Origin of the sequence: Pseudoxanthomonas koreensis, from assembly GCF_010093225.1 — a bacterium.
Classification (GTDB): Bacteria; Pseudomonadota; Gammaproteobacteria; order Xanthomonadales; family Xanthomonadaceae; genus Pseudoxanthomonas; species Pseudoxanthomonas koreensis.
The window spans coordinates 25,659-45,467 of sequence record NZ_PDWM01000002.1 but is presented as its reverse complement, the minus strand read 5'-3'; the positions used below and the strand labels follow the sequence as shown (position 1 = coordinate 45,467).

17 protein-coding genes and 1 pseudogene are annotated in these 19,809 nt (G+C 71.0%); 7 read left to right on the top strand and 11 right to left on the bottom strand.

Features of this window, described 5'->3' with window-relative positions; translation table 11 throughout:
* Window positions 1–71 precede the first annotated feature (71 nt).
* On the top strand, window positions 72–1,184 hold the full coding sequence (locus CSC64_RS01150) for an anhydro-N-acetylmuramic acid kinase (protein WP_162433496.1): 1,113 nt from the start codon (window positions 72–74) through the stop codon (window positions 1,182–1,184).
* A 144-nt stretch (window positions 1,185–1,328) separates the two neighbouring features.
* Here the strand turns inward: CSC64_RS01150 and CSC64_RS01145 are convergent, their stop codons facing one another.
* From CSC64_RS01145 to CSC64_RS01135, 3 genes are all read right to left on the bottom strand, one after another.
* Window positions 1,329–4,394, bottom strand: a complete 3,066-nt coding sequence (locus CSC64_RS01145) for a TonB-dependent receptor (protein WP_162433495.1) — start codon at window positions 4,392–4,394, stop codon at window positions 1,329–1,331.
* Between the two features lie 104 nt (window positions 4,395–4,498).
* A complete protein-coding gene (locus CSC64_RS01140) occupies window positions 4,499–5,491 on the bottom strand; it encodes a FecR family protein (protein ID WP_162433494.1) in 993 nt (330 codons plus the stop codon).
* Complete coding sequence (locus CSC64_RS01135) at window positions 5,469–6,062, bottom strand: RNA polymerase sigma factor (RefSeq protein WP_162433493.1); 594 nt, start codon at window positions 6,060–6,062, stop codon at window positions 5,469–5,471. The genes CSC64_RS01140 and CSC64_RS01135 overlap by 23 nt, the downstream gene beginning before the upstream one ends.
* A gap of 125 nt (window positions 6,063–6,187) precedes the next feature.
* Here CSC64_RS01135 and CSC64_RS13900 point away from each other — a divergent pair.
* Together CSC64_RS13900 and CSC64_RS13895 are read left to right on the top strand one after the other, a co-directional pair.
* Window positions 6,188–6,949: pseudogene (locus CSC64_RS13900) on the top strand (cyanophycinase); the annotation flags it as partial.
* Between the two features lie 198 nt (window positions 6,950–7,147).
* On the top strand, window positions 7,148–8,128 hold the full coding sequence (locus CSC64_RS13895; RefSeq protein WP_238389709.1) for an isoaspartyl peptidase/L-asparaginase family protein: 981 nt from the start codon (window positions 7,148–7,150) through the stop codon (window positions 8,126–8,128).
* A 95-nt stretch (window positions 8,129–8,223) separates the two neighbouring features.
* Here CSC64_RS13895 and CSC64_RS01125 read toward each other — a convergent pair whose 3' ends face one another.
* The 5 genes from CSC64_RS01125 to CSC64_RS01105 all read right to left on the bottom strand — a co-directional run bounded on the left by CSC64_RS01125 (window position 8,224) and on the right by CSC64_RS01105 (window position 11,445).
* Window positions 8,224–8,454 carry a hypothetical protein gene (locus CSC64_RS01125; protein ID WP_162433491.1) on the bottom strand — a complete coding sequence of 77 codons (231 nt, stop codon included), beginning with the start codon at window positions 8,452–8,454 and terminating at the stop codon, window positions 8,224–8,226.
* Between the two features lie 71 nt (window positions 8,455–8,525).
* The gene (locus CSC64_RS01120; protein WP_238389701.1) at window positions 8,526–9,863 is read right to left on the bottom strand and encodes an AmpG family muropeptide MFS transporter; all 1,338 of its coding nucleotides are present in this window, start codon (window positions 9,861–9,863) and stop codon (window positions 8,526–8,528) included.
* Entirely contained in the window at window positions 9,860–10,678 is an 819-nt protein-coding gene (locus CSC64_RS01115) for an exodeoxyribonuclease III (RefSeq protein WP_162433489.1), read from the bottom strand. Before CSC64_RS01115 ends, CSC64_RS01120 begins: the two co-directional genes overlap by 4 nt.
* Before the next feature lie 135 nt (window positions 10,679–10,813).
* The gene (locus tag CSC64_RS01110; RefSeq protein ID WP_162433488.1) at window positions 10,814–11,116 is read right to left on the bottom strand and encodes a helix-turn-helix domain-containing protein; all 303 of its coding nucleotides are present in this window, start codon (window positions 11,114–11,116) and stop codon (window positions 10,814–10,816) included.
* Window positions 11,117–11,130: 14 nt separating this feature from the next.
* Window positions 11,131–11,445 (bottom strand): type II toxin-antitoxin system RelE/ParE family toxin, encoded by a 315-nt coding sequence (locus CSC64_RS01105; RefSeq protein WP_162433487.1) that lies wholly within the window; start codon window positions 11,443–11,445, stop codon window positions 11,131–11,133.
* A gap of 112 nt (window positions 11,446–11,557) precedes the next feature.
* Here CSC64_RS01105 and pyrE point away from each other — a divergent pair, with 112 nt between their 5' ends.
* Both pyrE and CSC64_RS01095 read left to right on the top strand, forming a co-directional pair.
* Window positions 11,558–12,217 (top strand): orotate phosphoribosyltransferase, encoded by a 660-nt coding sequence (gene pyrE, locus CSC64_RS01100; protein ID WP_162433486.1) that lies wholly within the window; start codon window positions 11,558–11,560, stop codon window positions 12,215–12,217.
* A gap of 40 nt (window positions 12,218–12,257) precedes the next feature.
* A complete protein-coding gene (locus CSC64_RS01095; RefSeq protein ID WP_425501641.1) occupies window positions 12,258–12,947 on the top strand; it encodes a hypothetical protein in 690 nt (229 codons plus the stop codon).
* A 145-nt stretch (window positions 12,948–13,092) separates the two neighbouring features.
* Here the strand turns inward: CSC64_RS01095 and CSC64_RS01090 are convergent, their stop codons facing one another.
* The 3 genes from CSC64_RS01090 to coaBC are packed head-to-tail and all read right to left on the bottom strand — an operon-like array spanning window position 13,093 to window position 17,155.
* Window positions 13,093–15,417: a phosphomannomutase/phosphoglucomutase gene (locus CSC64_RS01090; protein WP_162433485.1), complete on the bottom strand. Its 2,325-nt coding sequence runs from the start codon at window positions 15,415–15,417 to the stop codon at window positions 13,093–13,095.
* A 20-nt stretch (window positions 15,418–15,437) separates the two neighbouring features.
* The gene (gene dut / locus CSC64_RS01085) at window positions 15,438–15,905 is read right to left on the bottom strand and encodes a dUTP diphosphatase (RefSeq protein WP_162433484.1); all 468 of its coding nucleotides are present in this window, start codon (window positions 15,903–15,905) and stop codon (window positions 15,438–15,440) included.
* Complete coding sequence (coaBC, locus tag CSC64_RS01080; protein WP_162433483.1) at window positions 15,902–17,155, bottom strand: bifunctional phosphopantothenoylcysteine decarboxylase/phosphopantothenate--cysteine ligase CoaBC; 1,254 nt, start codon at window positions 17,153–17,155, stop codon at window positions 15,902–15,904. The genes dut and coaBC overlap by 4 nt, the downstream gene beginning before the upstream one ends.
* 95 nt (window positions 17,156–17,250) lie before the next feature.
* Here coaBC and radC point away from each other — a divergent pair, with 95 nt between their 5' ends.
* Window positions 17,251–17,925, top strand: coding sequence for a RadC family protein (radC, locus tag CSC64_RS01075; protein ID WP_162433482.1), 675 nt, complete (start codon window positions 17,251–17,253; stop codon window positions 17,923–17,925).
* A 194-nt stretch (window positions 17,926–18,119) separates the two neighbouring features.
* On the top strand, window positions 18,120–19,808 hold the full coding sequence (argS, locus tag CSC64_RS01070) for an arginine--tRNA ligase (protein ID WP_162433481.1): 1,689 nt from the start codon (window positions 18,120–18,122) through the stop codon (window positions 19,806–19,808).
* Window position 19,809: the final 1 nt, after the last annotated feature.

The window sequence follows — 19,809 nt, the reverse complement described above, 5'->3', positions numbered from 1 at the left end:
GCCGGTACCACGACGGGTCGCCCCCTGAAGTGGGCTCCTACAACGGGACAGGCATCGGCTAACCTGCGCGGATGTCGAACCTTTTCCTTGGCCTGATCTCCGGCACCAGCGCCGACGGCATCGATGCCGCGCTGGTCGAGTTCCCCGATCGCGACAACGCCGCCGGGCTGCGCCTGGTCGCCGCGCGCACGCATGCCTGGGCACCGGTGCTGCGCGAGCGGCTGGTGGCGCTGGGCCAGGGCGGCGAGCCCGGATCGCTGGACGAACTGGGCCGGCTCGACGTGCAGGTGGCGCAAGCGTTCGCCACCGCGGCGCTGGCCCTGCTCGACGAAGCCGGCATCGAACCGGCGCAGGTCGTCGCGATCGGCTCGCACGGCCAGACCCTCCGCCACCGCCCGCACGGAGATGCGCCGTTCACGATGCAGATCGGCGACGGCAGCGTGATCGCCGAGCGCAGCGGCATTGCCACGGTGGCCGACTTCCGCCGCCGCGACGTCGCTGCCGGCGGCCACGGCGCGCCGTTGGTGCCGGCCTTCCATGCCGCGCTGCTGCATTCGCCGGCCGAGGACCGCGCCGTGCTCAATCTCGGCGGCATCGGCAACTACACCCTGCTGCCGGCCAATGGCGAGGTGCGCGGTTTCGACACCGGCCCGGCCAACGCGCTGCTCGACGCCTGGTGCCTGCGCCACACCGGCCATGCCTTCGACGCCGACGGCGCGTTCGCCGCCTCCGGCCAGGTCGACGACGCGCTGCTGGCGCGCCTGCTCGACGAGCCCTGGTTCGCGCTGCCACCACCGAAGAGCACCGGCCGCGAGCAGTTCCACCTCGACTGGGTGCAGGCGAAGCTGTGCGGCGGCGAGGCACCGGCCGACGTGCAGGCGACCCTGCTGGAACTGAGCGCGGCCACCGTCGCCGAGGCGCTGCGCGCGCAGCAGCCGGGCACCGCGCGGGTGATCGCCTGCGGCGGCGGCGTGCGCAACCCGCAGCTGCTGCAGCGGATTGCCGGGCGCCTGCCGGGCGTGGCGATCGAGGACACCGCCGCGCATGGCCTGGACCCGGATTTCGTCGAAGCGATGGCCTTCGCCTGGCTGGCGCGCGAAACCCTGGCCGGCCGCCCCGGCAACCTGCCCGCCGTCACCGGCGCGCGAGGGCCGCGCGTGCTGGGCGTGGTGCATCCGGCATAGATCGCCGGTTCCACCTGCGGGAGCCCGTCTTGCGGGCGACACCGGTGGCGGAACCGCGAGGGCGTCGCCTGTGCCCATGGCGCCCCCGCCCAGCAGGATGTGGAACCCGCGAAGCCGTTGCGGCCACGCGGGTTCCCCGCGTCCCTACAGCTTTTCGCCGCCGAACTTCCAGGTGAAGTTCAGGTAGTACGCGCGGCCGATCGTGTCGTACCAGTTGAAGTTGTAGAACGGGTAGTCGATGTTGCTGAAGTCGCGCGGCGGCATGGCGTTGGTGAGGTTGTTCACGGCCAGCGAAACGCGGGCGCGGTCGTTGACCCTGTAGCCCACCGATGCATTGTAGCGCCAGGTAGCGGGCAGGTACGCCTCGACGTCCGGCAGATAGCTTTCATCCCAGTCCTGGTACCAGAAGTTCTCGTCGGTGGGGATCTTGCCCAGGCGCGACGCATACAGCGTGGCATCCCAGCCGTTGCGTTCCCAACCAATGCTGGCGTTGAACTTGTCGCGCGGAATGTCATAGCCACTGTTGATGGCGAGCATGTCGACAAGCGCCGCATCCGGCGCATCCTTGCGTTCGTGCGAGTTCACCCAGGTGTAGTTGGCGCCGAAACGGAACAGGCCAATATCGGTTTCCAGGCGGTAGTTCGCGCTGGCATCCAGGCCACTGGTCCTTTCCATGCCGATGTTGACGTAACCACCGTGGACCGAGGCGATGCGGTTGTCAGGGCCGCTGCGCACGACGCGCGCGATGGTGTCGGCACAGAACTGTGAATTGGGGTCCTGCCCGATACCCAGGCGGCAGTCGGCTTCGTTCTGCAGAATCTGGTTCACGCTCAGCGACTGGGTCTGGTTGCGCATGTCGATGTCGTACCAGTCCACCGCGAAATCCAGCTCCGGCACCGGTGACCACACCACGCCCGCCGTCCATGAAGTGCTGGTTTCGGCGCTCAGCGTCAGGTCGCCGCGCCGATCCAGCTGGAATCCTTCGTCGGCAAAATCGCAATCGCTGGCAGGCACGTCCGGCTGCTCGGTGGCGCAACGGTAGTAGTCGATGCCGCCGCTGTCGACGTAACCCACGCCCGCGTACAGGTGGTGCAGTTCCGGTGCGCGGAACGCGGTGCCGTAGGAGCCGCGGACCAGCAGCGTGTCGATGGGCCGCCATTCCAGGCCGGTGCTGTAGGTGAACTTGCTCTGGCTGCGCCCGGAATAGCGGTACTGGTCGTAACGGCCGGCCACGCTCAGGTTCAGGCTTTCCAGCACCGGCATGCGCAGTTCGCTGGCAAGCGCCCAGCGGTTGCGGCTGCCACTGCCATCCTGGTCTTTCCAGCCCCAGTAGTAGAAGGAGTCGCCGGTTGCTCTCGGGTCGGTGTTCAGGTCGTAGCCCTGGTTGCCCAGTTCAGCCGTCGCGGCAATGCCCGCCGCGCCGCCGGGCAGGTCGAACAGGTTGGCATTGGTCACCGTGAACGACAGCGTCTGGTTGTGCGATTCGGGGTTGTACACGATGCGCCCCAGCATCGAATCGAGCTGCGCCTTGGTCAGCGGCGTGTAGAAGCGGGTCAGGTCGCCGTCATAGATGGGGTAGCCATCATCGTCCGTGCCCAGTTGCGGGCCCATGAAATAGTCGTTGGCCACGTCGGAAATGATGCGCGGCCAGCTCACCCTCGCCTTGTATTGCGAGTAGCTGAACGCCGCCTCGTAGTCCCAGTCCTGGGCGAAGGTGCCGCGCAGGCCGGTACTGAGGCCGAGGGTCTTGTTCGTGGTTTCGGTGAAACTGTTGGACACGCCACCCAGCTCTTCGGGCGTGAACCGGCGGCGCCACCACTCGAGCTCGCCGGTGCTCTGGTTGAAGAAGTAGTCGGTGATGGCATCGGTCTGCGCCGTTTCCCAGGTGGGCAAACGACCCATCTGCTTCATCTTCTGGTAGCCCAGCTGCACGTCGGCGAACCATTCCGTACCGCCGCCGAAGTCGTAGCTGAAGGAACCGTAGGCGGTGATGCCGCGGCGCTCGTGGATGATGGTCTGCAGCGCGGCCGCAGTATCGCTGCCGCAATAGGATTCGCCGTAACGGTTGTCGGTGATGTGGTACGAATCGCGGTTGCCCGGGTCGTTGCAGGCCGCTTCGCCCGGGTCGAGCCAGCTGTCGTACCAGTCGCTGCGGGCGAAGTAATCCAGCGGCCTGTAGTAGTTGTCGAAATCAACGATGTCGCTGGACGAATCCTGCCGTTCGCGCTGGTAGCCCCACAACGGCTTCTGCTCGTTCAGTTCCACGCCCATGACCGCGTTGAAGCCGCCACGCACGAAACCGCCGGCCAGGGTCAGGTTGTACGATTCGCCTCCGCCGGCCTGGGTATCGCCGTAACGGAAGTTCATGGTCAGGCCGTCGGCCTGCTTCTTCAGGATGATGTTGACCACGCCGGATACCGCATCGGAGCCATAGATGGCCGAGGCGCTGCCGGTGAGCACTTCGATGCGCTCCACCATGCCCAGCGGGATGCTGGAAATGTCGGTGGCGCTGATCCCGCCATCCATCGGCAGGGGGAAGTCGGCCAGGCGGCGGCCATTGACCAGCACCAGCGTGTGGTTCGGGCCCAGGCCGCGCAAGTCGACCTGCTGCGCACCGGGGGTGAAGTCCGAGTTGCTGAGCGATTGCGGGCTCTGGGTTGAGCCGTTGTTCTGGGTCATCGACCGCATCACTTCCGGCATGGTGGTGAAGCCGTTGGCGCGGATCTGCTCGGCGGTGATCACGCTGATCGGCGAAGGCCCTTCGATCTGCGTGCGCGGGATGCGCGAGCCGGTGACCTGCACCGCCTCGATCTCGGTGACCTCCTCTTCCTGCGCCTGCGCCGGGCTGCCGCCGGCGGCGTCCTGTGGTGCCGCCTGCTGCGGCGCGGGCGCACGCTTCGGCGTGTCGACACGGGCCACCAGTACCGCACCGGTGGCCTGGTCGCGGCTGGCGCCGAAACCGCTGCCGTGCAGCAACTGCTGCAACGCCTGGTCGGCCGAGTCCGCGCCCTGCACGCCGGCGGTGCGCCGGCCCTTCAGCTCGTCGGCGCGGTAGACCAGCTGGGTGTCGGACTGGCGGGCCAGGGTATTGAGCGCGACGGCCAGGTCGCCGGCGGGCACGTTGATCGGTCCGGACGCCGGGGCGGCCTGCGCCGCCAGCGCGGCCGAACAGGCCAGGGTCAACAGCAGGACACGCGACGGGTGACGCATGATTCTCTCTCCCCGGTGCCGGCACGGCACTCTTCTGTTGTCAGGACGAACGAAGCAGCCGCTGCCCCCATGGCCGCGGCGGATGGATGCAGTGGGTGGGCGTGTCAGCGCGCATGCAGCACGATCCGGTCCGGTTGGCGTTCGGCACGTACCGGGAAGCCCTGTTCGAGCAGGCCGACGAATCCGTCGAGGTTGGCCCAGCGGAAATTGCCGCCGATCCGCAGCTCGGCCAGGGCCGGGTCGGCCAGTTCCAGCCGGCGCGTGTTGTAGCGGTTGAACTCCGCCGCCGCCTGCGCCAGCGACACGTCGTCGAAGGCCAGGAAGCCCTCGCGCCAGTCGGTGTAGCGGCGCGCCTGGTCCAGCGGCAGCGGGCGCACCAGCACGCCGTTGCCACCGGCGGTGGCCACGCTGCCGGCCGGCAGCAGGGTCACCGGGCGGGTCGCGCCGTCGGCCGCGGGCGCGCTTTCCAGCCGCACCCGGCCTTCGGTCACCACCACCCTCAGGGTGTCGGCGTCGCGCCGCACCGCGTAGCGGGTGCCGACGGCCACGGCGCGGTAGCCGCCGGCCTCGACCACGAACGGCCGACCGGCCTCGTGGGCCACCTCGAAGAAGGCCTCGCCGCGCACCACCGACACGTGGCGCTGGCCGCGGTCCATGCGAACTTCCAGGCGGCTGTCGCTGCTCAGCGTGGCCCGCGAGCCGTCGGCCAGGGCGACCTCCAGCACCTGCCCGACCGCGCGGGCATGGCTGGCCTGGCTGCGGCCGCCCAGCGGCCAGCCGGTCCAGCCCAGGCCGCCGGCCAGCGCCAGCACGCCGGCGGCGGCCGCGCCGGCGCGCCAGCGCGACGGCCGCCGCGAGCGCGGGCGCGGCGCGAACGCCAGCGTCGCCACCGTGCCCACCGGCTGGCCGGCGGCCAGCGCCCGCAACCGCGCAGTCTCGGCCCACGCCGCCTGCAGCCGCAGGAAGGCGACCCGGTGCGCGGTGCACGCGGCCAGCCACGCTTGCAGCGCCGCTTCGTCCTGCGCGTTCCAGTCTTCGCCGTCGCGGCGGGCCAGCCAGTCGGCGGCGGCGCGCTCAGTCTTCCTGCTGTCGTCCATGCCCGCGCTCCCCGTCGGCCGCGGCCCGTGGCACCCGGCGCGGCGCGCGCGGCCGCTCGCCACCTGCGTACAGGTGGTCGGCGATCAGGCGCATGCCCTTGGCCAGGTGTTTCTCCACGGTCCTCCCGCTGATGCCCAGGCGCTGGGCGACGTCCTTCTGCGACAGTTCCTCCACCCGGCGCAGCCACACCACCTCGCGGCAGCGGTCCGGCAGGGCGTCCAGCGCCTCGACCAGCCGTCGCAGCGCCTGGCGGGTGCCCAGCCAGCGTTCGGGAGAGACCTCGTCGATCAGGTAGACGTTCGAGGATTCGAAATCACCCACCGGCTCGATCGACACCACCCGCGCCCGGCGCTGGCGGTCGGTCATCAGGTGGCGGGCGGTGGTGAACAGGAAGGCCTTGGGCGCCGTCGGCCGGCTGCGCGCGGCGGCCTCGTAGACCCGCACGTAGACCTCCTGGCGCAGGTCGTGGACCTCGTCGCGTTGCGGCCAGCAGCGCTGCAGGTAGTGGACCAGCGCGCGCTCGTGGACGAGGACCTCGCGTGCGAACCAGTCGTCGAATTCGGTGGCCATGGCCGCACTCTAGCCCAGCGCGGGCGCACCGCATGGGGGAAGGCGCGCGTCCATTCGTCCAAGGAGGATGTTGGTAGGCTTGGATCGTCGCGGAGCCCCCGCCGCGGCCCGGAACCGGAGCGAAGATGAAGAACTGGCGTGGCGGTATGCGGAACATGGCGGTGCTGGCCCTGGCCTGCGCGTTCGCGGGCCCGGCGCTGGCCGCCGACTACGGCCACTACCTGCTCGGCGACCCTGCCGCGAAGACCCCCGGCAAGGTCGGCCCGGGCCTGCTGCTGATGGGCGGCGGCGACCGCAACCACGACGCCCTGCGCTGGTTCATGGACAAGGCCGGGCATGGCCACATCGTGGTCCTGCGCGCCTCGCAGGGCGGCCAGATCGGCGAGGAGTTCTTCAACGAGGTCGGCGGCATCGCCTCGGTGGAAACGTTCGTGTTCAAGGACCGCGAGACCGCCTCCGACCCGGCGGTGCTGCGCGCGCTGGAGCGCGCCGACGGCATCTTCATCGCCGGCGGCGACCAGTCGCGCTACGTGCGCTACTGGCGCGGCACCCCGGTGGCCGCGGCCCTGGACGCGCACGTGCGCGCCGGCAAGCCGCTGGGCGGCACCAGCGCCGGCCTGGCGATGCTGGGCGAACACGTCTACGGGGCGATGGTCGGTGGCAGCCAGAGCAGCCCGCTGGCGCTGGCCGACCCGCTCGGCCCGGACAACACCATCGAGACCGGCTTCCTGCACCTGGACCTGCTCGAGAACGTGGTCACGGACACCCACTTCAGCGAACGCGGCCGGCTCGGCCGCCTGCTCGCCTTCGTCGCCAAGGCCGAACACCAGGCCGGCGGCCAGCAGGTGATCGGGCTGGGCGTGGACGAGGATGCGGCGCTGGCGGTGGAAGGCGACGGCCGCGCGAAGGTGTTCGCGACCGCGCCGGGCGCCGGCGCCACGGTCGTGCCCGGCGGTTTCGCCGCGCAGGCCGAAGACCAGCCGATGCAGCTGGAACATATCGAAGTCACCGGCGTGGGCACCGGTTCGGTCCTGCACCTGCCGGACGGCCGCGTCGACAGGCCCTCGTTCCGCCGCACCTACGCGGTGCGCGACGGCGTACTGGTGGCCACGGACTCGCCGCTGCTGGTGATCCACGGCGGCGCCGGGGTCGAACGCGCCGGGCTGTCGGCCGAAGCCGAGGCCGCCGCGCGCAAGGCGCTGGCCGAAGCGCTGCGCGCCGGCCACGCCGCGCTCAAGGCCGGCAAGGACGCCACCGACGCGGTCACCGCCGCGATCGCCGTGCTCGAGGACGCGCCGCAGTTCAACGCCGGCCGCGGCGCGGTGTTCACCCATGACGGCAGGAACGAACTGGACGCCTCGATCATGGAAGGCGCCACCGGCAAGGCCGGCGCGGTCGCCGGGGTGCACCGCGTGCGCCACCCGATCCAGCTGGCGCGTGCGGTGATGGACCACTCCAAGCACGTGATGATGGTCGGCGACGGCGCCGAAGCGTTCGCGAAGGAGCAGGGCCTGGAACTGGTCGACCCGTCGTGGTTCCGCATCGAGAAGCGCTGGCAGCAGCTGCAGAAGGCGCTGGCGGAGGAAGCCGCCGCTCAGGCCTCGAACACGCCGCAGGAGCTGCCGGGCAAGGCCTACTTCGGCACCGTCGGCGCACTGGCGCTGGACGCGCGCGGCCACCTGGCCGCCGGCACTTCCACCGGCGGCATGACCAACAAGCGCTACGGCCGCGTCGGCGACTCGCCGATCATCGGCGCCGGCACCTGGGCCGATTCACGCTGCGCGTTCTCCGGCACCGGCTGGGGCGAGTACTACATCCGTGCCGCCGCCGCGCACGAGACCTGCGCGCGCGTGCGCCTGCTCGGCCAGCCGCTGGCGAAGGCCGCCCACCAGGTGGTCAACGTCGACATCCCCAAAGCCGGCGGCGACGGCGGCGCGATCGCGCTGGGCGCCGACGGCAGCATCGCTTTCCCGTTCAACACCGAAGGCATGTACCGCGGCTGGATCGGCGCCGACGGCATGCCGCACGTGGCGGTGTTCGCCAACGAGGAACTGCCGCTCCCCTGACCCCGCGCCGGCGCTCCTGGCGTGTCCCCGCCCGACGCACCACCGTAGAGCGGGGCTTGCCCCGCTGCTCTTCCTGCGACCACGGAATGCCGGCCTCAGAACCCCTTGCCCGCCGGCACGTCCTTCAGCGCGGCGATGGCATCGGCCAGCGCGTCCACTTCCAGGTCCTCGAAGCCGCCGCCGCGGACTTCCTCCTCCGAAGCGAACAGCCCCTGCTCCAGCAGGTGCAGGATGGTCTCGTGTTCGCTCCAGCCGCGCGCCACCGACACCCGGCGGATGCGGTCGGCCAGGATCGGGTCGATGTCGCGGAGCACAAGATCGGTCATGGCGGCCCCCTGTGGCTGCTGCAAGACTGCCACGGATCGAACGCAGGCCGCCAACCCGGGCGGCCGTGCGTTCAGCCGGCCGCCGGCGCCGCCGTTTCGCGGATCCGGCGCCACAGCCAGGCCAGCAGCAGCAGCGTGGGCACCACGGTCAGCGCGCTGAGGGTGAAGAAGGTCGCGTACGAACTGGCCTCCACCACGTAACCGGACAGCCCGCCGGCGAACTTGCCCGGCAGGTTGGCCAGCGACACCATCAGCGCGAACTGGGTGGCGGTGAAGTTGCGGTCGGTGAGCGAGGACATGAACGCCACCAGGGTGGTCCCGGCGAAACCCTGGGCCACGTTGTCGGCGGTGATCGCCGCGTAGAACGCCCAGATCTGCGACGGATACTGCGCCATCAGCAGGAACGCCAGGTTCGACAGCGCCACCCCCAGCGCCGCCACCAGCAGCATCCGCCGGAAGCCGAACGCGGCCACGCACACCCCCCCCAGGAACGCGCCGCCGATCCCGGCCCAGATCCCGTACAGCTTGGACACCGTGGCGATGTCGGCCTTGGTGTAGCCGGAGTCCAGGTAGAACGGCCCGGCCATCACCCCGATCACCTGGTCGGGGAACGTGAACAGGCCCACGAACACCAGCAGGGCGATGCCGAAGGTCACGCCGTTGTTGCGGAAAAAGCTCGAGAACGGCTGCCAGAACGCGCCGATGAAATCGATCCGGCGTTGCACCGTCAGTTCCACCGCCGCCGGTTCGCGGCTGAGCAGCGTGGCCAGCAGCGGCAGCGCCATCAGCGCAGCCATGCCCAGGTAGGCCACCTTCCAGCCGGCGAAGTCGGCCAGGTACAGCGCGCCGGCGCCGCCGAGGATCAGGCCGATGCGGTAGCCCAGGGTGTAGGTCGCCGCCAGCGCCGCCTGCGCGTCGGCCGGCGCGACCTCGATGCGGTAGGCGTCCACCACCGAATCCTGGGTGGCACCGGCGAAGGAGCAGAACAGCACCCAGCCCACCAGCGGCGCCACGCCCAGCTCCGGCCGGGGGAACGCCAGCGCCGCCAGGCCCGCGCCCACGCCCAGCTGCGCGGCGAACAGCCACGAACGGCGGCGGCCGAGGAAACCCAACGGCCTGAACACGTAGCGGTCCAGCAGCGGCGCCCACAGGAACTTGAACAGGTAGAAGAAGCTGGCCAGGCTGATCAGGCCGATGTCGTGCAGCTCCAGCCCCGAATCGCGCAGGCGCGTGGACAGGGTCATCGACGCGATCGGCAGGAACGGCAGGCCGCAGCCGAAGCCGAGGAAGGCCAGGGTCAGCGCCGACGGCGTGCCGAAGGCGCGGCGGATGCCGGCCCAGCCCTTGTATGCGGGCTTCGCCGGCGGCGCGGGCGTGGTTTCCGTCGTTTCCGGCACGCCTGCGCTCACTTGCCGCCGTCCGCGTAGTCCACGGTGAACGGCGCGTGGTCGGAGAAGCGCTGCTCGCGGTAGATCGAGCAGCCACGCAGCCGCTCACGCAGCGACGGCGTGGCGAACTGGTAGTCGATCCGCCAACCGACGTTGTTGGCCCGCGCCGCGCCGCGGTTGCTCCACCAGGTGTAGTCCTGGCCTTCCGGATGCAGCACGCGGTACGCGTCGACCCAGCCCTGCGCGACCGGCCGTTGCGACGTGCCGTCGCTGCCGGCGTCAGCGCCAAGCATCCCGTTCAGCCATGACCGCTCCGGCGGCAGGCAACCGGAATTCTTCTGGTTCGAGGTCCAGTTCCTGATGTCCAGCCGCGAACGGACGATGTTCCAGTCACCGCACAGCACGTAGTCGCGGCCGCTGGCCAGCCATTCGTCCAGGATGGGTTTCAGCCACTCCATCACCTGGAACTTGTAGCCCTGTCGCAGCTCGCCCGACGACCCGGACGGAATGTAGAACGAGACTACGCTGAGGTTGCCGAAGCGCGCTTCGATATAACGCCCCTCCTCGTCGAAGTCCGGCCGCCCCAGCGCCGTGCGTACTTCGTCCGGCTCGCGCCTGGCGTAGATCGCCACGCCGCTGTAGCCCTTCCTGGTGCTGGCGTCGCGGTAGAAGCAGTGGTGCCCGTCGGGCCGGAAGCGCGGATCGGTCAGCTGGTCCTCCTGCGCCTTGGTCTCCTGCAGGCAGACCACGTCGGCCTGCTGCGCGTCGAGCCAGTCAAAGAACCCCTTGGTCGCCGCGGAACGGATGCCGTTGGCGTTGAAGCTGATGATGCGCATGCAAAAAACCGGGACAGGCCAGCGCCTAGCCTAGCGAATCCAGCCGCCCCCCGGCGTATCCGCCAGCCTCGCCTGTAGAGCGGGGCTTGCCCCGCTGCCCCTTCCCGCGACCAACCACCGCGCGCAGCCTGAACATCAGGCCGACAGTTCGATCCTGGCCGGCTTTCCCAGCTTGGCCGCAAAGGTGACAAGCATGTCGAGGCTGAACTTCTCGACCTTCCCCCGGGCCAGGTCGGACACCCGGCCCTGGCTCACGCCCAGGACCTTGGAGGCCGCAACCTGGGTCATCTTGCGCGCCTTGATCGTCTGCTCGAGCTGCACCATCAGGTCCGCGCGAAGCGCGAGCACCTGGGCCTCGGCCTCGTCGAACCCGAGGTCGGCGAAGACATTGCCGCTGGAAGTCGTGATGCTGTTTTCGTCCCTGGCACTCTTGCGCATGGGGCACCTCTCTTTCATGGAATCAGTCTGTACCGGGACTTGCCCTTCTCAATGTCTCTGGCCGTGGTCTTCTGGCTCTTCTTCTGGAAGGCATGCAACACGTAGACGTCCGTGGCGCTCTCGACCACGTAGAAGACCCTGAAAGCACCATCCTGGGTGCGGATGCGGATCTCCCGGGTACCTGCACCGACATCCGGCATGGGCTTCCAGTCCCGTGGATCGACCCCTTGCTGGACGCGACGCAGGTCCGTACCCGCTTCGGCCCGTGCATCCGCCGGGAACCCGCGCAAGTCATCCAATGACGTGCCGATCCAGTGCAGCTCCTTCATGGCCCGGAAATATATACTTACTTGCATATTCCTGCAAGCGTCGCACTGCCCGCCCAGCTGACCCCGGGGAGCGGACCGGTATCCTGTCCCGCCCTGTCCCCCATCTCTCCCGATGTCCACCCACCGCACCCGCTTCCTGCAGCTGGCCCTGGACGCCGACGCCCTGCGCTTCGGCGAGTTCACCCTCAAGTCCGGCCGCGTCTCCCCCTATTTCTTCAACGCCGGCCGCTTCGACGGCGGCGCCAGCATCGCCGCGCTGGCCGCCTGCTACGCCGACGCCATCGACGCCTCCGGCCTGGAGTTCGACCTGCTGTTCGGCCCCGCCTACAAGGGCATCCCGCTGGCCACCGCCGTGGCCTGTGAATACGCGCGCCGCGGCCGCGACCTGCCGCTGGCGTTCAACCGCAAGGAAGCCAAGGCCCACGGCGAGGGCGGCAACCTGATCGGCGCGCCGCTGGCCGGGCGCCGGGTGCTGGTGGTGGACGATGTGATCACCGCCGGCACCGCGATCCGCGAGGCGCTGGCGATCATCACCGCCGCCGGTGGCAGCGTGGCCGGCATTGTCGTCGCGCTGGACCGCCAGGAGATCGCCGCCGAAGGCGACCGCCGTTCGGCCGCGCAGGCCGTGGCCGCGCAGGCCGGCGTGCCGGTGCTGGCGGTGGCCGGGCTGGCCGACCCGCTTGCATTCGCCGACGGGAACGAGAAACTGGCGGAATTCCGCGCCCCGCTGCTGGCCTACCGGGCCCGCTACGGCTGCGATCCAACAGGCTGACTGTCAGCAGGGGGCTGCCGTGACGCCATCGAAGACGACATTGCATCGCTCCGCGCTGGCGCTGCTCGCCGCCGGCCTGGTCCTGCCGGCGTTGACGGCAGCGGCCCAGGACAAGAAGGAAGCCAGCAAGAAGCTCTACTGCTGGAACGAGGACGGCCAGCGCAAGGGCGCCGACTCGCTGCCGCCGGAGGCCATGGCCGCCGCGCGCGAGGAAATCAGCGTCAGCAGCGGCATGCGCACCGGCGAGGTGCAGCGCGCGCTCACCGACGAGGAGCGCGCCGAGCAGGCCGCGGCCGAGGCGCAGCGCCGGTCCGAGGCGCTGGCCCAGGAAACCCGCCGCCGCACCGAACAGGCCCTGCTGACTTCGTTCCAGAGCGAGGACGAACTGCGGCGGGTGTTCGCCGAACGGGTGACGCTGGTCGACAACAGCATCCAGACCGCGCGCTACAACGTCACCAGCCTGCGCGAGGGCCTGGTCACCCTGCTGCGCACCGCCGGTGAGCGCGAACTCGGTGGCAAACCCATCCCCGACAAGCTGGCCGGCGACATCCGCATCCGCCACGCGCAGCTGCTCTACCACACCACGCTGCAGGCCAGCTTCGAGCGCCAGCGCGCCGAGCTGGACGTGGAAATCGAGCAGATCCTGCAGCGCTACCGCGAACTGAAGTCCGGCGACCTCCCCGGCACGCACACCGCCGCGATCGACCTGCCGCCCGCGCCGAAGCAGTAGCGCCTGCCGTTGTAGGAGGCCACTTCAGGGGGCGACCCGATCCCGTTGGCAGGCGCCGCGTTGAACGCCCACGGCCAGGGACCGAGCGGTCACGTTGACCGCTGCTACGATCCGGCCACGCCGGGTCGCCCCCTGAAGTGGGCTCCTACAGGTCCAGCGCCGCGTCCGGCATGATCGTGCGCAGCTGGTCGCGGTAGAGGGCCTTGATCCGTTCCAGCGCCGCTTCGTTGTCGGCCTCGAAGCGCAGCACCAGCACCGGGGTGGTGTTGGAGGCGCGCAGCAGGCCCCAGCCGTCGTTCCAGTCCGCGCGCAGGCCGTCGATGGTGGTCAGGCGGGCGCCGGCGAACGGCGTGTCGTCGGCCTGCGCTGCGCGCGCGAACTGCGCCACCAGCACGTGCGGGTCGTCCTGCACGGGCACCTTGATCTCGGGCGTGGACACGGCGTCGGGCAGTTCGTTCAGCACTTCGCTGGGCGTCTCGAAGCGACCGGCCAGGATCTCCAGCAGGCGCGCGGCCGAGTAAAGGCCGTCGTCGAAGCCGTACCAGCGCTCCTTGAAGAAGAAGTGGCCGCTCATCTCGCCGGCCAGCTCGGCCTCGGTCTCGCGCATCTTCGACTTGATCAGCGAATGCCCGGTCTTCCACATCATCGGGCTGCCGCCGTGGCGCAGGATGTAGTCGGACAGCTTGCCGGTGCACTTGACGTCGTAGATCACCAGCGCGCCGGGATTGCGCTGCAGCACGTCGGCCGCGAACAGCATCAGCAGGCGGTCGGGGAAGATGATCTGGCCTTCCTTGGTCACCACGCCCAGGCGGTCGCCGTCGCCGTCGAAGGCCAGGCCCAGGTCGGCGTCGAAACGCTTGACCATCTGCACCAGGTCCTCGAGGTTGTGCGGCTCGCTCGGGTCCGGGTGGTGGTTGGGGAAGCTGCCGTCCACGTCGCAGTACAGCGGGATCACCTCGGCGCCGATCGCTTCGAGCAGGCGCGGCGCGATGTCGCCGGCCACGCCGTTGCCGGCATCGACCACTACCTTCAACGGCCGCTCCAGCTGCACGTCATCGGCGATGCGGCGGATGTAGTCCTCGTCGACCGGCTGCTGCTGCAGCGAACCGGCGCTCTCGGCCTCGAGCAGGCGGCCTTCGCGGATGCGCGCGTACAGATCCTGGATCGCCGCGCCGGACAGGGTCTCGCCGCCGACCACGATCTTGAAGCCGTTGTAGTCCGGCGGGTTGTGGCCGCCGGTCACCGCCACGCCGCTGCCGGCGCGCAGGTGGTAGGCGGCGAAGTACACCACCGGGGTCGGCACCATGCCCACGTCGATCACGTTGCGGCCGGCCTTGCGCAGGCCTTCGACCAGGCCGCCGGCCAGCTCCGGCCCGGACAGGCGGCCGTCGCGGCCGACCACGATGTCGGTCAGGCCCTGCTCGGCCATCACGCTGCCGATGGCCTGGCCGATCCACGCGGCCACCTGCGGGGTGAGTTCGCGGCCGACCACGCCGCGGATGTCGTAGGCGCGGAAGATCCCGGCCTCCAGCTGCGCCTCGGCCACCACCGGCGCCACCCGCACCGGGGCGGCCGGAGCAGCTTCCTGGTCGCGCTGGATGGTCTGGCCCAGGGTCGGCAGTTCCTCGTCGCCATCGGCGGCCGCGGGCTTGCGCCGCAGCTGCGGCAGCTTGCCGCGGGCCATGAGCATGGCCGCCACCGCCAGCAGCGCCAGCAGCACCGCCGCCACCAGGCAGGGCACGGCGCCCAGGCCCAGCGGACCGGCAGCCACGTCCGGCACCGCCGCCACCACGCGCAGGCCGGTCTTGCCGACCGGACGGGACAGCACGTCGGCGCTGCCGGCCAGCGCGGTGTCGCCGCGTTCGGCGACGTTGTAGCCGCCCTGGCGCAGCGCCAGGTAGCTGCCGCCCGGCACCGCCGCCTGGTCCAGGGCCGCGGTCAGCCGGGCCAGCGGCAGGCGCGCGTAGGCCACTGCCGGCGTGCCGGCCAGGGTGGCCGGCGCGGCCACGCCGAGGCGCGCGCTGCCTTCCTCGCGCACCACCGCGGCCACCGCCGCGCCTTCGTTCATCGCCCGCTCGAGCAGGCCCAGGCGGGCGTAGCCGAAGCGGGCGGCGTCGGCATAGGCCGCGCCCAGGTCGGCGCGCAGGACATGCGCCTGCTCCACGCCCTCCCAGTTGCTGGCGAGCGCGGCGGCGGCGGCACTGGTATCGCCGGCGGCCAGCGCGGCCTGCACCGCTTCGAGTTCGAGCTTTTCGCCCAGGGTGCGGGCCTGTGCCGCGACCACGGCCGAGGTCGCTTCCACCAGTTGGTCGCGTGCGGCGGACAGCTGCGATTCGCGCGCATCGGCGCGCCACTGCGAGACGCCGCTCCAGCCGAACCACGCGGCCAGCAACGCCAGCAGCACCGCCAGCAACGGGGCGCTCTTCCTGAACTGGCCGGACACCTGCCGGCTCGCAACCGTATCGCTCATGCTCGGACCTTTCCCCCTGTTCATCGCACCCCGGTGTGGCCGAAGCCGCCTTCGCCACGGGCGCTGCCGGCGAAAGTATCCACCACCTTCAACTTCGCTCGCACGATCGGTGCCAACACCAGCTGGGCGATGCGGTCGCCGGGCTGGATGGTGAACGCCTCGCGGCCGCGGTTCCAGACGCTGATCAGCAGCGGGCCCTGGTAGTCGGCGTCGATCAGGCCGGTGCCGTTGCCCAGGACGATGCCGTGGCGGTGGCCCAGCCCGGAGCGCGGCAGCACCAGCGCGCACAGGCCCGGGTCGGCGACGTGGATCGACAGGCCGCTGGGCACCAGCGCCGCATCGCCGGGCTGCAGCAGCAGCTCGGTCTCCAGCGCCGCGCGCAGGTCCATGCCGGCGCTGGCGGCGGTGGCGTACTCGGGCAGCGGCCAGCTGTCGCCGAAACGCGGATCGAGCAGGCGCACTTCCAGTTCGTGGCTGGCGGCGGTCATCGAGCGTCCGCCCGCAGCCGCTGCGCGACCAGCTCGACCAGGCCGTCGGCCAGGCGCAGCTTCGGCGCCGGCGGGAAATCGCGCTCGCCACCGTGCCAGTAGGCGGTCATCGCGTTGTCGTCGCTCTCGAAGCCGCTGCCGGGCACGCCGACGCGGTTGGCCACGATCAGGTCCAGGCGCTTGGCCTCGAGCTTCTGCCGGGCGTAGTCGGCGACGTTGTCGGTCTCGGCGGCGAAGCCGACCACCAGCTTCAGGCCGGCATCTTCGCGCTGTGCGACCTCGGCCAGGATGTCGGGGGTGCGGACCAGGTCCAGCGCCAGCACTTCGCCGCCGCTGCCGGTCTTCTTGATCTTGTTCGGCGAGAACGCTCGCGGGGTGTAGTCGGCCACCGCGGCCGCGCCGATGTAGACGTCGGCCGGCAGCGCGGCGGCCACCGCCTCGCGCATCTGCACCGCCGAACGCACGTCCACGCGCTGCACGCCGGTGGGGGTGTCCAGCTGCACCGGGCCGGCGACCAGCACCACCCGTGCGCCCTGGCGGGCGGCGCTGGCGGCCACCGCGAAGCCCATCTTGCCGCTGCTGCGGTTGCCCAGGTAGCGGACCGGGTCCAGGTCCTCGTAGGTCGGGCCGGCGCTGACCACCACCTTCAGGCCCTGCAGCAGGCCCGGGCTGGCGGACGCGGCGGCCGCCACGGGGGAAACAGCCAGCGCGGCGACGATGGCGTCGGGCTCGCGCAGGCGACCGGGGCCGGATTCGCCCTCGGCCAGCGGGCCGTCGTCGGGGCCCAGCACCTGCACCCCGCGCGCGCGCAGGGTGGCGGCGTTGGCCTGGGTGGCCGGGTGCTGCCACATGCGGTGGTTCATCGCCGGGCACACGGTCAGCGGCGCGGTGCTGGCCAGGCACAGGGTGGTGACCAGGTCGTCGGCCAGGCCATGGGCCAGCCGCGCCAGCAGGTCGGCGGTGGCCGGGGCGACCAGCACGCGGTCGGCCCAGCGCGCCAGTTCCAGGTGGCCCATGGCCTGTTCGGCGGCGCTGTCCCACAGCGAGGTGCGGGCCGGGTGGCCGGACAGCGCCTGGAAGCTGAGCGGGGTGACGAACTGCTGGGCGCCGGCGGTCATCGCCACCTGCACCTGCGCACCCGCGTCGCGCAGGCGGCGGACCAGTTCCAGGGCCTTGTAGGCGGCGATCCCGCCGCCCACGCACAACAGGATCCGCTGCCCGCCGAGCGGACCGGTGGCCGAAACACTCACCTGGGGTTTTCCTACGCCGGAGGGGAGCGCCAGCTTACTCCAAGCGCCCTGCGGCCCCGATGCCGGCGACCGCGGCCGCCGCGCATGCTGGCCCCATGCGCATCAGCGACTGGCCCCACGCCGAACGTCCCCGCGAGAAGCTGCTCGGCCGTGGCGCCGCGGTGCTGTCCGACGCCGAACTGCTGGCGATCTTCCTCGGCTCGGGCCTGCCCGGGCGCGACGCGGTGCAGACCGCGCGCGAACTGCTCGACGCCCACGGCCCGCTGCGCGCGCTGCTCGACCGCCGCCCGGCCGAGCTGGCCAAGCTGCCCGGCCTGGGCCCCGCCCGCGCCTGCCAGCTGGCGGCCGCGCTGGAACTGGGCAACCGCCACCTGGCCGCGGCGCTGGAACGCGGCGACGCACTCACCGACCCGGTCGCCGCCGGCCGCTACTTCGCCCGGCGGTTGCGCCCGTACCCGCACGAGGTGTTCGCCGCCCTGTTCCTGGATACCCGGCACCGGGCGCTGGCGTTCGAGGAGCTGTTCCAGGGGACCATCGACGGCGCCGAGGTGCACCCGCGCGAAGTGGTGCGGCGGGCGCTGGGCCACAACGCGGCAGCGGTGATCATCGGCCACAACCATCCCTCCGGCTGCGCCGACCCGTCGGCGGCCGACCGCGCGGTCACCGCCCGGCTGAAACAGGCCCTGGCCCTGGTGGAGATCCGCCTGCTGGACCATTTCGTCGTCGGCGACGGCGAACCGGTGTCGATGGCGGCGCGCGGGCTGGTCTGACCCCGCTGGCCAACACGGCCGCCGACGACGCCTCTCCGCACCGTTCGTGGATGTCCCGTCAAACGCCGGCTCCGGATGGTCGCGCCGCGTCGCCCTCATGCGGGCTCCTACAGGAGCGGCGCGGCGCCGGCCCCGGCTCCGAAGCGGCGGAGCAGGTAAAATGCCCGGCCAGACCGCATGAAAACGCTCCCCGAGTGAAGACCCTCCTCAACGCCCTGATCACCCGGGGCATCGAAGCCCTGCGCGCCGCCGGCACCGTTCCGGCCGATGCCGCCACCCCGGACTTCGTGGTCGAACGGCCCAAGACCCGCGAACACGGCGATTTCGCCACCAACGCCGCCATGCTCCTGGCCAAGGCCGCGCGGACCAATCCGCGCGCGCTGGCACAGGCGCTGGTGGCCGCGCTGCCGGCCAGCGACGACATCGCCCGGGTCGAGATCGCCGGCCCCGGCTTCATCAACTTCCACCTCGCCGCCGGCGCCTGGCAGCGCGAAGTCGCCGCCGCGCTGAAGCACGGCGAAGAGTACGGCCGCAACAGCTCCGGCCACGGCCGCACCGCCGGCGTGGAATACGTCTCGGCCAACCCGACCGGCCCGCTGCACGTCGGCCATGGCCGCGCCGCCGCGATCGGCGACTGCATCGCCCGCGTGCTCGACGCCAACGGCTGGAACGTGCGCCGCGAGTTCTACTACAACGACGCCGGCGTGCAGATCGAGAACCTGGCCCGCTCCACCCAGGCGCGCCTGCGTGGCCTGCGCCCGGGTGACGAAGCCTGGCCGGCCGACGCCTACAACGGCGACTACATCCAGGACGTGGCCGACGCCTACCTGCGCGGCGACACGGTGCGGATCGAGGGCCACGAGGTCGCCGGCAGCGGCGACATCGAGGACACCGGCGCGATCCGCCGCTTCGCCGTGGCGTACCTGCGCAACGAGCAGAACCAGGACCTGGCCGCGTTCGGCGTCGACTTCGACATCTACTTCCTCGAGAGCTCGCTGTACACCGACGGCAAGGTCGAGGAAACCGTGCGCGAGCTGGTCGCCAAGGGCCACACCTACGAGGAAGGCGGCGCGCTGTGGCTGAAGTCCACCGACTTCGGCGACGACAAGGACCGCGTCATGCGCAAGTCCGACGGCAGCTACACCTACTTCGTGCCGGACGTGGCCTACCACCTGAGCAAGTGGCAGCGCGGCTACGAGCGCGCGATCACCGAGCTGGGCGCCGACCACCACGGCTCGCTCGCCCGCGTGCGCGCCGGCCTGCAGGCGCTGGACGTGGGCATTCCCAAGGGCTGGCCGGAGTACGTGCTGCACCAGATGGTCACGGTGATGCGCGGCGGCGAGGAAGTGAAGCTGTCCAAGCGCGCCGGCTCCTACCTGACCCTGCGCGACCTGATCGAGGAAGCCGGGCGCGATGCGACCCGCTGGTTCCTGATCGCGCGCAAGCCCGATTCGCAGCTGGTGTTCGACATCGACCTGGCGCGCCAGCAGAGCAACGACAACCCGGTGTTCTACGTGCAGTACGCGCACGCCCGCGTCGCCGCCCTGCTGCGCCAGTGCACCGAGAAGGGCTACGCCTGGGACCAGGCCAACGCGCTGGCGCAGCTGGCCCGGCTCGACGACGAAGGCTCGCTGGCCTTGATCGTGGAACTGTCGCGCTGGCCGGAAACGGTCGAGGCCGCCGGGCAGTCGCTGGAACCGCACCTCATCGCCCAGTACCTGCGCGAACTGGCCTATGCTTTCCACACCTGGTACGCAAACACGCCGGTGCTGGTGGAAGACGCCGACCTGCGCGATGCGCGCCTGGCGCTGGCGCTGGCGGTGCGGCAGGGCCTGGCCAACGGCCTTGGCCTGCTCGGCGTAAGCGCGCCGGAGCGGATGTGAC